The 13,177-nt window shown below is 53.3% G+C and carries 13 protein-coding genes; 12 read left to right on the forward strand and 1 reads right to left on the reverse strand.

Features of this window, described 5'->3' with window-relative positions; translation table 11 throughout:
• The first annotated feature begins 11 nt into the window (after positions 1-11).
• The 5 genes from def (at position 12) to JW885_00350 (ending at position 4,711) form a co-directional block, all read left to right on the forward strand.
• Positions 12-533 (forward strand): peptide deformylase, encoded by a 522-nt coding sequence (gene def, locus JW885_00330; GenBank protein MBN1880590.1) that lies wholly within the window; start codon positions 12-14, stop codon positions 531-533.
• 28 nt (positions 534-561) lie between these two features.
• Positions 562-1,479 carry a methionyl-tRNA formyltransferase gene (locus JW885_00335; GenBank protein MBN1880591.1) on the forward strand — a complete coding sequence of 306 codons (918 nt, stop codon included), beginning with the start codon at positions 562-564 and terminating at the stop codon, positions 1,477-1,479.
• 130 nt (positions 1,480-1,609) lie between these two features.
• Entirely contained in the window at positions 1,610-2,977 is a 1,368-nt protein-coding gene (rsmB, locus tag JW885_00340) for a 16S rRNA (cytosine(967)-C(5))-methyltransferase RsmB (protein MBN1880592.1), read from the forward strand.
• 147 nt (positions 2,978-3,124) lie between these two features.
• Positions 3,125-3,841 carry a DNA repair protein RadC gene (gene radC / locus JW885_00345; GenBank protein MBN1880593.1) on the forward strand — a complete coding sequence of 239 codons (717 nt, stop codon included), beginning with the start codon at positions 3,125-3,127 and terminating at the stop codon, positions 3,839-3,841.
• Between the two features lie 57 nt (positions 3,842-3,898).
• On the forward strand, positions 3,899-4,711 hold the full coding sequence (locus JW885_00350) for a cyclase family protein (GenBank protein MBN1880594.1): 813 nt from the start codon (positions 3,899-3,901) through the stop codon (positions 4,709-4,711).
• A gap of 142 nt (positions 4,712-4,853) precedes the next feature.
• On the opposite strand, the gene JW885_00355 is transcribed toward JW885_00350, so the two are convergent.
• On the reverse strand, positions 4,854-6,410 hold the full coding sequence (locus JW885_00355; protein ID MBN1880595.1) for a DUF2088 domain-containing protein: 1,557 nt from the start codon (positions 6,408-6,410) through the stop codon (positions 4,854-4,856).
• A 269-nt stretch (positions 6,411-6,679) separates the two neighbouring features.
• Here JW885_00355 and JW885_00360 point away from each other — a divergent pair, with 269 nt between their 5' ends.
• The 7 genes from JW885_00360 (at position 6,680) to pilO (ending at position 13,155) form a co-directional block, all read left to right on the forward strand.
• Entirely contained in the window at positions 6,680-7,609 is a 930-nt protein-coding gene (locus tag JW885_00360; GenBank protein ID MBN1880596.1) for a hypothetical protein, read from the forward strand.
• Positions 7,610-7,627: 18 nt separating this feature from the next.
• A complete protein-coding gene (locus tag JW885_00365) occupies positions 7,628-8,398 on the forward strand; it encodes a tetratricopeptide repeat protein (GenBank protein ID MBN1880597.1) in 771 nt (256 codons plus the stop codon).
• 119 nt (positions 8,399-8,517) lie between these two features.
• A complete protein-coding gene (locus JW885_00370) occupies positions 8,518-10,449 on the forward strand; it encodes a diguanylate cyclase (protein ID MBN1880598.1) in 1,932 nt (643 codons plus the stop codon).
• Between the two features lie 209 nt (positions 10,450-10,658).
• Complete coding sequence (locus JW885_00375; protein ID MBN1880599.1) at positions 10,659-10,865, forward strand: helix-turn-helix domain-containing protein; 207 nt, start codon at positions 10,659-10,661, stop codon at positions 10,863-10,865.
• A 27-nt stretch (positions 10,866-10,892) separates the two neighbouring features.
• Complete coding sequence (pilM, locus tag JW885_00380; protein ID MBN1880600.1) at positions 10,893-11,954, forward strand: type IV pilus assembly protein PilM; 1,062 nt, start codon at positions 10,893-10,895, stop codon at positions 11,952-11,954.
• Positions 11,951-12,520, forward strand: a complete 570-nt coding sequence (locus JW885_00385) for a PilN domain-containing protein (GenBank protein MBN1880601.1) — start codon at positions 11,951-11,953, stop codon at positions 12,518-12,520. Before pilM ends, JW885_00385 begins: the two co-directional genes overlap by 4 nt.
• 74 nt (positions 12,521-12,594) lie before the next feature.
• Positions 12,595-13,155 (forward strand): type 4a pilus biogenesis protein PilO, encoded by a 561-nt coding sequence (pilO, locus tag JW885_00390; protein MBN1880602.1) that lies wholly within the window; start codon positions 12,595-12,597, stop codon positions 13,153-13,155.
• Positions 13,156-13,177: the final 22 nt, after the last annotated feature.

Raw genomic sequence — 13,177 nt, forward strand, 5'->3', positions numbered from 1 at the left:
GAAAAGGAAAAATGCTGAAAGTAGTCACATACCCTGATCCGGTGCTGTCCAAAGAGGCGGAGCCGGTGGATGAGGTCACCGATGAAATCCGGGACCTGATGGATCGGATGCTGACGGTGATGTACGAGGCGCCCGGTGTGGGCCTTGCGGCACCCCAGGTGGATGTCGGCAAGCGAATTATCGTTGTGGACATAAACCGGGATGAAAAAGAACGAAACCCGATCAAGCTCGTCAATCCGGAGATCGTCAAGAGAGAGGGTGAGATTTCCTCCGAGGAGGGATGTCTGTCGCTTCCTGATTTTACCGGTGAGATTAAGCGCAACAAAGCGATAGCGGTGAAAGGGCTCGATGAAAACGGCGAGGAGGTGTTTTTTGAAGCCAACGGTATTCTCGCCGTCGTCTTCCAGCACGAGATCGACCATCTCGACGGGATTCTCCTGATTGATCGGGTCAGTCGGCTCAAGCGGGATATCTATCGCCGAAAGAGGAAGAAAGAATTGAAGGAGTCTCGGCGGGAATCGACGGAGGAATGACGTGGATAGCGTCTCCTCCATCGTGTTTATGGGCACCCCCGATTTCGCAGTGCCGAGTCTTGTGGCCCTTGCCGAAAGCAATGATGTGGTGAGGCTGGTCGTCACCCAGCCGGACAGGCCTCGGGGCAGGGGCCGAAAAGCGCTTCCCCCGCCGGTCAAGACCGCCTCCCTTGATCTCGGCATCCCGATCGCCCAGCCGGAAAATATACGGGACCCCGAATTTATGGAGACCTTGAAAGGTGAATCTCCTGATTTCATCTGTGTGGTCGCCTTCGGTCGTATCCTCCCCGGAGATATCCTCTCCATCCCGAAAGGCGGCTCTATCAACGTGCATGCCTCCCTCCTGCCCGAATACCGGGGCGCGGGTCCCATCAACCGGGCCATCATTGACGGAAAAACCCGCACCGGCGTGACCACCATGCTGATGGATGAGGGGATGGACACCGGCGATATCCTTCTGTTCAGGGAGGTGCCCATCGATACGGAACAGACCGCCGGCGAGCTTTCGGATGTTTTGAGCCGGGTGGGGGCAACGCTTCTTGTGGAGACGATTCTGGGATTAAAACGGGGCGATATTACTCCCGTTCCCCAGAACGACGCCGACGCGAGCTATGCCCCGATGTTGAAGAAGACGGACGGCGGGATCGACTGGTCGAGCCCTGCACCCCGGATTGAGAGCCTGGTTCGAGGCGTCACCCCCTGGCCGGGGGCATACACGACCTACAACGGCGAGGTGCTGAAGGTTTTTTGTCTCAGAGATGCGGAAGGAAATACCGACGCCGCCCCGGGAACGGTGGTTTCTTCGGGTCCCGACGGCATCGTCGTCGCCACGGGGCGCGGCACGGTCCTCATCTGTGAGCTGCAGTGTCCCGGTAAACGCCGGATGAACGTGAGGGAGTATCTCTGCGGTCGGGATATCCCGGAGGGGGCGGTGTTCGGCACATAACGGACCGTCAGTCGGACGGTTGAGTCCTGTCGGAATACGGGCGGATTCAACGGCTTTTTTTTACACGGGTTCTCGCGCCCGTTGTATGAAAATTTTCTGTCGCTCTTCTTTATCCAATTACCCGAAAGTCATGTCACACCCACGAAGCATCGCCGTGACGGTTGCGGGCGCGGTTCTGTACCGAGGCGCCCACTCCGATATCACACTGGATCTCATGCTGGAGAGATACCCCGATATGTCCCGGGACGATCGCTCTCTCGCCACGGAGCTTTCATACGGCGTGCTCAGGAACCTGGGGAGACTGGATTACATTATCGGGAAATTCTCGAACAGGCCGCTTCCCAACCTTGACACGGACGTTCTCAACATCCTCCGGGTGGGGATGTATCAGCTTGAGTTTCTCGATAGAATTCCCCCCTACGCCGCGGTGAACGAGTCGGTGCGGCTGGCGGGGGAGTTCGGCAAGCGAAGCGCCGGCGGCTTCGTCAACGGAGTGCTGAGGGCGTATCTCAGGAAAAAGGGTGGTGTCTCCTATCCGGACCGGAAACAGGACCCTGCGGGATTCATCTCCACATACCACTCCCTTCCTCCGTGGCTGGCCGGGCGATTGATCGAGTGGTTCGGTACGGAGGGGGCGATGATTACGGCCGAATGTCTTCGTCGACGCCCCCCCCTGACCCTGCGGGTGAATCGCCTGAGGCTCGATCGAAATCAATTCATGGAGCGATATAAGGAAACGGCGGGGGAGATGCTCTCCGGTCGCCTCTCCCCGGACGCCGTCATCGCCCTCGGGGCGGGGTCGATCCTCAAGAGTTCATCGTTCATGGACGGGCTCTTTTCCATCCAGGATGAGGCATCCCAGATGGTGACGCATCTTCTGGGATTGTCATGTGGGATGACGCTTTTGGACCTGTGCGCCGCACCCGGGGGAAAGGCAACCCATGCCGCGGAACTGATGGACGACCGGGGGCGGGTGATCTGTGTGGAGCAATCCCGGGGGCGATCCGCTCTTTTGAGGGGGAATGTCCACAGATTGTCCCTGGAGTCGATTCGGGTGACGTGCGCCGACGCCCGGAGGATCCCCCTCGCTTTGGGAACGCTCTTTGATCGGGTGCTGGTGGATCCGCCCTGCAGCGCCCTGGGTGTATTGCGCCGGAATCCGGAGATCAAGTGGCGTCTCTCCGAGAGGGATATCGGTGATATGCAAAACATCCAGGCCGCAATCCTGGAGGAGGCCTCCGGGTTTGTCGCACCCGACGGCGCATTGGTATACAGCGTCTGTACCTTCAACCCCGACGAGGGAAGAAAGATCGTTGATGCGTTTCTTTCCCGCCACCCGGAATTTTTCCTTGACTCTCCGGGGAAGTATCTTCCCCGTGAGACAGACCGATTTTTTGATGGGCCGTATCTTCTCACCACCCCCGATCGAATCGATACGAACGACACCTGCGGGCCGGACGGCTTCTTCGCCGCCCGCATGACCAGAAAACCCGGTTGATCGTGTGTGCGCATCGATCCGCCCGGTGTCGAAAGCATCGCATCCGACGGCGGACGTCCTTGCTCTGTTTGGGGTGGGATTTCCACAAGATGTAAAATCGTTTGACAGCATATCGTGATTTTGCTTAAATAACGTACATATCATATCATGACGAATGAAGATTACATCGGCCATCGCCAGAGACTCAGAGAAAAGTTCCTGAGCGGAGGAGTCGATAGTCTTAATGATTATGAAATAATAGAATTGCTGCTGACATTCGCTGTTCCCCGCAAGGATACCAAGCCCATCGCCAAGGAACTGTTGAGACGGTTCAAGACATTTCAGGGGGTCTTGGAGGCGCCCTATGAGGAGCTGATGGAGGTGAAGGGTGTCGGACGGAATTCGGCGTTCTTGATCAAGTTCTTTCTCGAGGCTCCCACCTTTTATCTTCGTTCCAGGATCACAAAGAAGGAATTCCTCAATTCCGCCCAGGACGTGCTGCGCTATCTTGAAGTGTCCATGCGGGGCCTCAAGCATGAGATATTCAAGGTCATCTTTCTCAACGCGAAGAACGAGATCATCGATACGGAGACGCTTCATGAGGGCACGCTGAATCAGTCCATCGTCTATCCGAGGAAGATCATGGAAAAGGCCCTGAAGCACAATGCATCGTCTCTGATTTTTGTACACAACCATCCCAGCGGCAACGCCCGGCCTTCGACACAGGATCGGGAGATCACCCGGAATCTCGTCTTCGCCGCCCGCATGATGGATATGGACGTGTATGATCATATCATCATCGGCCACAACGATTACTACAGTTTCGCGGAGAAGGGAGACATCAAGCAGTTCAAGGAGAAATATCTGGTGCTCAAGCGGGGATGACTGCAGGTCGAGCGGATTCATATTTTTTTTAAATACGCACAATACCGGGGAGAAAGGATGGGATACATCGTGATGGGGAAAAAATGGAAACGGGCTGTGGGAGTGCTTCTTGCTCTGGGTATGGTTGTCTCGATCGCCTTGGTCTGCCGCGGCATCGAGACCGAAAACAGCGACGTGGTGGACCTGACCCGGCCGCTGGGTCCGGGGCGTGCGTCGTTTACCGTCGAAGAGACAACCGTCGATGGTGAAACACCCGGGAGCATTCCCGATCGGCGTATCGTATTCGCCTATGAACCGGGCCTGACCGAGACGACCGCCCTTGTCTCTCCCCGCCGCTGGGTGGAAGGGGGGGCGACACTGGATGATTTCCCGACCTCTTCGCTGGTCGTGCCGGTATCGGTCATCGACGCCACGGATCTGGCCGGGGGGGGCGGGGGGTTCGCCCTGGATGCCGGGACCCTCATGCGATACGAGACGTTCGCGGGGGAAATCCCGGAAGGGGCGGCCGTGCTGGTGGCCCTGGGGGGAGACCCCGCCGGGGCGGGGCCGGAATCGGCCGAAGTATCGCCGCCGCTTGAATATCCGGGACTTTCCCCGGATGCCGTGACGTTCCTCGTGGAGAAGCGGCATGTCTCGATTATCGGCGTCGATACGCCGGGGATAGATCCTTCGGAAAGAGTGGAAAACGAGGCGGCGATGATGCTCGCGAAATCGGGGGGGTGTGCGCTGGTGAACCTGGGGGGTCTCGATACGCTGCCGCCGAGAGGCGGGGTCCTGGTGGTGGCTCCTTTGGCGATGGACGGTGCGGACGCCGCCCCCGCCCGGGCCTTCGTCCTGGTGCCGAAGGCCGCACCAGCGCCGGTCGAATGATTCCGATTCGAGGAGCTGTCTCTATAATTGAAAAACAGATGACAAAACACGCGGTCGATCGGCGGCCGCGTGTCTTATTTGTTGCCGTGCCTTCAGATACCCCTCGGCGTGATGGGAGGGATTTTTGGCCCCCCCTCTGGTATCAGACGAAATTCACATCGGCCACAGACAGGGGCGTCAGGAAGTGATAGGTGATCGATGCGTCTTTCCCCATGATCTCCCTCGCCTTTTCGATGGCCGTATCCAGGTTCGCCGCCGTCTCAAGGCCCATCCTTTTCGCCGTCTCGGCATCGTCCACGTCCGCGGCGATGACCGTTCCGGTGTGCTCCATCCCCTTGGCCGCCCAGTACCAGGCCAGCAGAGCGTGAACGCCGTGATAGGCGTGTTGGAACCGGTACCTGTCCTTGTAGCCCTGGTTCGAGGCGAAGGACTCCTCCAGGTTATTGATGATATCATTCGGATCGCTAAGATCAGGGAGGTGCTTGTAGTAAAAATCCTCGTATGAGGGGTGATGTACCGGGTGAAACTGTTCGGCAAAGGGATTGGCCATGATGACCACCCCACCCTGCTTGACGAGGGGGCGTATCCGGTGAAAATTGAAATAGTATCCCATCCCCATGGTCAGCACCAGAATCGGGTTGATGGTGGAGAGGGCGGAATAAGGACAGAAATTCGGAACGCCATAGATGACGATGTCCGATTGGCCCTGTACCGGGATGGTGTTCTGTCGTGAGATAAGCTCCAGGGTTTTTACGTGGACCCGGTCCACATCTCCTGCATGAACGCCGATAAGCCGGTAATTCGCTCGAATCGACTCTCTGACCCTTCGCCGGGCGAATGCCGGAAGGTGCGAGGCGACGGGAAGGGCCATGCGCGCGGTGACCTTTGGTTTCCTGTTCTTATCCAGGCCCGCAGGGGCCATGTGGCGGGCCAGCAGCGGGGGCCAGAGGTCGTTGTTCAAGACCGATTCCACGGTAAAAAGGTTCACGTGTTTTTGGATCACCTCCCCCATGCGGGCGATGGATTCGTGCATGCCGGACTGTGTCGGTTCCAGACGTGAGCCGATGTTCAGCACGTCGGGGCGGTGATGGTGCCTGATGCTCTGATAGGTCCCCAGCCCCACCGCCAGGGTTTTCCATCCGCCGTTCATGGAGAGAAAGTTCACGTTGACGTAGATGCAGAGATCCGTATCCACGGCCGCGCGGTTTATCTCCACCACCTCGTTTTTCGAGGTTCTCCCCAGGGAGACGATCTGGGCCGGATCCTCGGCGTCGTGACAGACAATCCGGTCCGAAAACTCCTTGACGATCTTCTTTCCCAGGATATATTTCAGCTCTTTCAGCGTCCACTTCCTGTGCAGTCCTCCCGCACATACCAGGCGGATATGCTCACGCTTCACGCCTGCTGCATAGAGCTTTTCCACCACCGATTCGATTATCAGCCGTCTCGGGTCATCCCGCACCAGGGGGACCGGCGTACAGGGATCATCGAAGGCGATCGTCACATGTGTTGTGGAATCAACCTGGCTGATCAGCGGAGGAGCTCCCAGTGGATTGTCCAGTGCGGAGATGACCGCCGCCCGGCTGTCCGATACGGGACGAAGGGGCGGATTCGGATATAGTATGCGCGTTTGTTCGGGAAAATCATAGAGATAGACGGTATCTCCACTGAATACGAATTCCCTCTTGAATATCGGCATGTATCTGACTTTCGACAATGATTCGACCAGGGTCAGTATAGGGAATCGATTGAGCGAAATCAAGTGAATTTTCATGCGTCATATAGCCACATGACGTGAGGAACGGATGAACAAATTTGTCCGGCGCCGTCGGCGATACCGAGCAACCTGATTGACACGGAGGCGGTGGTTTGATACACTTCTTTATTAAGAGTGATTTTTGTGTGTATGTAACGATTCATCGCACGGTTGCCGGGCGCCGCCGGGCGAGCGGAATGGGATTTTCTGATATGTTTGTTCTTACCGACACAATTGAACGTATTGACGCCGCCGTTGATGAAATCCTTACCATAAAGATTTCCGTTAATCAGCCCTTCGTGGCAGTTGCGGGTCCCACCGGAAAGACACAGGCGTCCATTGTCACCCTGTCTCGGAAAAACCGGGTATTCGTCTATATGTGCTTTTATAATATGTCGGAAAATGTGCGTCTCTTTTTCCATAACGAAAAGGGACCGGTTAAGCCCTCCCGGAAGGAAAGCCTTGAAAAGGAGGCCGTTCAGTTCCTTGAAAATATGGGATTTATCATTATCGACAGCAATTTCAGGAACCTCTCCGACACGGAAAAGCAGGATGTTCTGGATAACAGCTTCCCGTTTGTCGAAGACCTGTCCGTCTCCGTTCCCGAATCGACCGATTCGCCCGATGAAGAAGATGAATATGAAGAGGTGATCGAAGAGGTCTATGAGGAGGTGTATATGGGAGAAGGAGAGGAGGACGAAGTGGGGGAAGACGGGGATGGCGGCCTGGACGAACGGGATGATCGTGCGGAACATGATGACGTGAATGAGCGCTATGAGTCCCTGGATGATATCGTGGAGGAACAGCGGCAGGAACAGGAGCAATATGAATCGCTGGATGATGTGGTCCGGGAAGCCCAGGGGGAATCCGAGCCCCAAAAGACAGAGGATGAGGCCGTGGAGGAGGCGGAAAAGACATCCCTTGATCTGACCGATGAAATCGGAGAGGTCGTTGCATCCATCAATAACGAAAAGGATACAGAGACGGAGGAAATCTCATTCGGATCCGCTCAACCGGATGAGACCGCATCCCGGGAAGAGGAAAAGACGACGGCGGATGTCGGAACGGACGGCGTCGGTGAGCCGCGCTTCTCCGTGGATGATCGATTGAAACCGTTTGTCAATCTGCTCACGTCACTCTAATCAATGGATTGAGGATACATGAAAAAGACACGTATTTTTTTATTGATAGTCGTTTTGGTATGTTTCGGCGCGTGCATGGTGGATGTCCCCGATCCCGATGAGGCGCAGAAGCTTGATGACGCCAAATATCTACTGCACTACAGTATGGGCCAGTCTCGTATGTCCTCCCAGGAATATACCTATGCGATGGAGGATTTTTTGGAGGCGGAAAAGTATAAAAAAACGCCCGAATTATATTACGCGATGGGCGAGACCTGTTACATGCTGGAACGGTTTGAGATGGCCCTGGACTATTTTAACAAGTCGCTGTATTTGGACAAGGATTTTTCCAGTTCGTACATCGGGCGTGGCATCGTATTCATGACCCTGGAAAAGTATGACGAGGCCATTATCGAAATGGAAAAGGCCCTGGATAACATCATCTTTCACGAGCCGGAGATCGCGTATTATTATATCGGGAACGCATATCTTTCCAAGGGGGATTATGATCAGGCGATAAAGAACTTCAAGTCCGCAATCAAAGTATCGCCGAAGTTCGCCATGGCCTACTTTCGTCTGTCCAACATATATATCGATCTCGATCTCTATGAAGAGGCCTCCAGTATTATGCAGCTGTTTTTGAGCTATTATCCGAAATCGCCCGAGGGCCACCTGATGATGGGGCGCATTTATAGCAAAATGGGCCAGACGAAGATGGCCGAGATGGAGTTTCTCGAAGTGATAAAGCTTGCCCCGGGCACGGATATGGCGGATGAGGCACAAAGAAATCTGACAGGAGTTCTGGACTGAAGGCCACACGCTCTTTTATAAAAGAAACGGTTTTCCTGTTTATAGCCGCGGGGTATTGTGTCCTTATCGCCCTCGGCTTTTTTCTTTCAGATACGACGATATCGACACTGCAGGTCTTCTTGAGCCTGTGTGTCATTCCCGTTTTTGTCGTCGTCGCCGTCCGTCTTGCGTTCGATGAAAGAACGATACGAACGGAGGTTGAATTCGCGGTACTGCTTGCGGTATTGACGGTGGTACTGATCCAGATAACCGGCAATATCCGGTCGCCGCTGTTTCCCCTGATTTATTTCACCGTATCGGTTCTGGCCGTCACCACACGGGCGACGGTTTCCACGGTCGGTGTCGTCATCCTGCTTTGTGGGTTGGTGATCCCGGAATACGGGATTATCGTCAGGCCGCCGTGGATGACCATCATGCTGGGACGATACGGTGCCGCCATCTTCTGTTTCGTGTTCTTTCTGTTTTACCATCATGTTGAGGAAAGAAGGAAACGGGAGACGTTCGGTCGTATCAAGAGATTCGAGGACGATCTCACATCGATTAAGGATAAGGCGGTGAAAGAGCCCGTGGGATTGTCGGAGGAAGAGATCGACCGTCAGGCGGTCAAAACATTAGCGTCGATTGATGACCTATTGTATGAGCTTTTGCAGATGTCCCGAAGCACCCTGGGGCTCAATACCATTGCGTACCTCGTGTACGCATCGGACGGGAAAAGTTTGCGGATACGGGAGGCGTCGACGGATGATGATAATTTCGATTTTGAGAGCCGTGTCGACCTGGAAATATTCAGGGAGGCGATGCGTCGCGGGACGCCCATGACATTTCGACGGGGTCTGAGCGGATACGGCATCGAGCCCGGATATTACCGTAAGGGCCCTTCGGGTATCAACTCGCTGGCGGTTGTGCCGATTCGCGGCGAAGGCGATACATCCGGGGCGCTGGTTGCGGACAGGCGCGGTGATATATTTTTGACGGAGCGGGATATTCCCTTTCTGGAGTTGACCGCCCTTGCCCTGAAGAACCTGGAAGAGCAGAGAATCGATATGTCCCGGCTGTCCGTTTCCATCAAGGAGCTGGAGCATCTCTTCAGCGTCAGCCAGGAACTTTCCCGGGTGAAACGAATAGAGCAGGTGTTTGATGTGGTGGGCGCGGCCGTGGAGGATTTGGTGGCGACCAGGCTCATGGCGTTTACGCTCCTGTACGGCGAGGAGAGCTTTATCGCCGATGCACGGGGGGACGGCGCCCAGAAGCTTAGAAAAAAACGCTTTGAAAACATGCACTCCCTTGTGGGCTGGGTCATTGAAAACAAGCAATACCTCGTGTTTCCTGATCGGCAGCGGCAACGGGATGTGTTCGGGAAAGGCATATCCCTCACGAACGAGGGGGCGCTGACGATTTTTCCGCTGGTCACCGAAGGTGAAATTCTTGGAACATATATACATATTTCAAAGTCTTATATACCACCGTCTCGTTTTCATCTTCGGCTCATCGAGGTAATGGTGAATATGGCCGCCGTTACCCTGATGAATGTGAGGCTTATCAATCGCCTGAACAGAATGGCCGTGACCGACCCGATGACCGGATTGTTCAACCGAAGGCGGTTTAATCGGGCGCTGCAGGATGAAATCGACAGGGCGCAGCGGTTTGCGGAGCCAATGACCCTGTTGATGCTTGATATCGATAAATTTAAAAGCATAAACGATACGTATGGGCATGCCGCGGGAGACGAGGTGATAAAGGGCCTGGCGAAGGTGTTGCGGGGGGTGACCAGGAGTGTTGACGTGGTGAGCAGGATTGGAGGGGAGGAATTCTCCGTGATTCTGCCGAAAACCGCGATGCGGGAAGGGGTCCAGGTTGCGGAAAAGATACGAAAGGAGACGGAAAAATATCGATTTGATCTCGGAAAGACCAAAAGGACCGTCACGATCAGCCTGGGAATTTCGGTTTTTCCCCAGGACGGAACCGAGGCGGAGGCTCTCATACGATGCGCCGATGACAACCTCTACCGGGCGAAGGAGGGGGGCAGAAATCAGTGCGTAGCATCAAGATAGGACGTACAAAACATTTTAGTAACACAATATATAGGATAGTTATGACTCATTAGTACAATATGGGATATAAAATAAGTACAATTAAATATTAATTATATATAAATTAAAAAAAAGCTTGACACAATGTATTTTTTTTTAATACAATATGAATCACAAAGTGGATACATTTTTATGTAATTATTGGTTTCCGTGGCATGATAGGTGAAAATTTGAAACGCAATAATGTCAAGAAGTATCGTGAAAAGATGCTGATGAGCAAGGCGGAGCTGGCACGGAAAGCCGGTGTTTCACCGCTTACCATCGATCGCATCGAAAAGGGTAAGGACTGCCGGATGGACACCAAACGCAAGATACTTTTTGCCCTGGGCCTTGATCTTGCGGAAAAGGACAAAGTGTTTGCCAGCTACCCCGAATAATGTTTCATCCCGAAACTGGGGAACAATATGTTAGGAAAGAAAAAAGACGTTATCGCCATTGATATTGGTTCCAGCTCCATAAAACTGGTGGAGATCAGCGAATCGAAGCGGGGATACACGCTGACGAATTTCGGCATGGCGGAACTGCATCCGGAAACCATTGTCGATGGAGCGATAATGGATACCGCCGCCGTGGTGGACGCTATCCAGAGCCTCATCGGCGGTTTGAAAATCAAGGTGAAGGATGTGGTGACGTCTGTTTCAGGCAACGCGGTTCGAATTCAAAAGATAACGCTCCCCACCATGAGCCAGAGTGAGCTGGAAGAATCCATTCAGTGGGAGGCGGAACAGTATATCCCCTTCGATATCAGTGATGTCAATATCGACTTCCAGATACTCGATACCCTCGATGATGGAAGCGGTCAGATGGAGGTGATCCTGGCTGCGGCGAAGAAGGACGTCATCAACGAGTACGTCGCGGTGATTACCGAGGCGGGTCTCAATGTCGTGGTCATGGATGTGGATTGCTTCGCCCTGGAAAATATGTATGACGTGAACTACCAGTTCGAAACAGGCGATATCATCGCCCTGGTGAATGTCGGAGCCAGCCTGACCAATATAAATATTATGAAGAACGGGATATCCTCTTTCACCCGGGATATTTCCTCCGGCGGAAATCAGTACACCGAGGAGTTGCAGAAGCGCTTCTCCATCAGTTATGACGAAGCGGAGGCCCTGAAGGTAGGGAAGGGGGGAGGACGGGATATCTCCACCGAAGAAATCATGAAGGTCATCGACCAGGTGTCGGGGGATATCGTTGCATCCGAGATTCAAAAGACGTTTGACTATTTCCTCTCCCAGGGTACCGCGGATATGATAAACAAGATCTACCTGGGCGGCGGCACATCCAAAACCAACAACCTGACCCGGATGATTCAGGATAAGTCGGGTATCGCCGTAGAGAAGATCAATCCCTTTGCGAATATTGAGTACAACGAGCGCCACTTCGACGCCGCATATATTCAGGATATCGCTCCGTATGGTGCCGTGGGAGTCGGTCTGGCCCTTCGGAAGGTGGGTGACAGATGATAAAACTAAACCTTCTCGCCACTCGTGAGTTAAAGAAAAAGGAAACCATGCAGCAGCAGTTTCTGCTTGGCGCGTTTTTTCTGATACTCACCATTGCCGCCATTGGCTATTTTCACATGAATATCAACAAGCAGATAGACGAAGCCATAGAGGAAAAGATGCGGGTGGATAAAGAAGTGGCCGATCTGAAGAAGGAAATCGGAGACCTTGAAAAATTCAAATCAATGGTAGACGATCTTCAGAAGAAGAAGGATACGATAAACAACCTGGAAATAGAGAGAAACGGCCCGGTACGGGTATTCGCCGCCATGACGGAGGCCATCCCTCCGGAAGTATGGATCATTGATTTCACCCAGAACGGAATGAGCCTGACGATTAACGGGTATGCCGTTGATAATGAAACCCTGGCGACTTTTATGAGAAGTCTCACTAAAAGCAACTATTTTAACAATATTAAGCTTGCGAAAAGCGAGAAGAGCGAATACGAGGGACATACCGTCAATCGATTTTCGTTGACGATGGCGATTGTATACTATTCACCTGAGACGCCGGAAGCGACGGAATAGATGAAAAAGGCGGACTTTTTACACATCTATTTGAATACTATACCGGACGGCGGGATATTATTTGAGGCGTAAAGATGGCTTTAACACTTGATTCGGTAAAAAACATCCCAAATCAATACAAGTTTCTCATTCTCTTGGGCGTTATGGTGGGTATCGGTGCCGGATATTATTTCGGCATATACACTGGGAAGAAGGAGGAATTGAGAAAAAACCTTGAGGCGTTGAACAAATCCAAGACGGAACTCCAGAAACTTCAGGACACGAAGAAGAACATGGATGCGTACAAGGCCAAGGTCGCGGAGCTGGAAGCGGAGTTGAATCTTCTTTTGGTTGCCATTCCCACCAGCTCAGAGATTCCCGAAATTCTCTCACAGATAGACAGCAAAGGTAATGAGGCCGGTCTTGAGTTTCTCCTCTTTCAACCCGTCGGCGAAACCCAGGTGGGTGATTATTACGAGGTTCCCGTATCCATTCGCGTCAAGGGGACATATCATGGCTTTGCGACGTTTCTGGACAAGCTGCGCCAGCTTGATCGAATTATTAATGTGAGAAATGTCAAGATGACCCGTGGTACTGTTGTCGATAATGAAATAATTCTTGATATAACGTGTCGTGTGGTTACGTTTAGATTTTAAGAGGATAAGCGGGTGAAGATAG

It is taken from the genome of Candidatus Zymogenaceae bacterium (assembly GCA_016931225.1).
Classification (GTDB): Bacteria; Desulfobacterota; Zymogenia; order Zymogenales; family Zymogenaceae; genus JAFGFE01.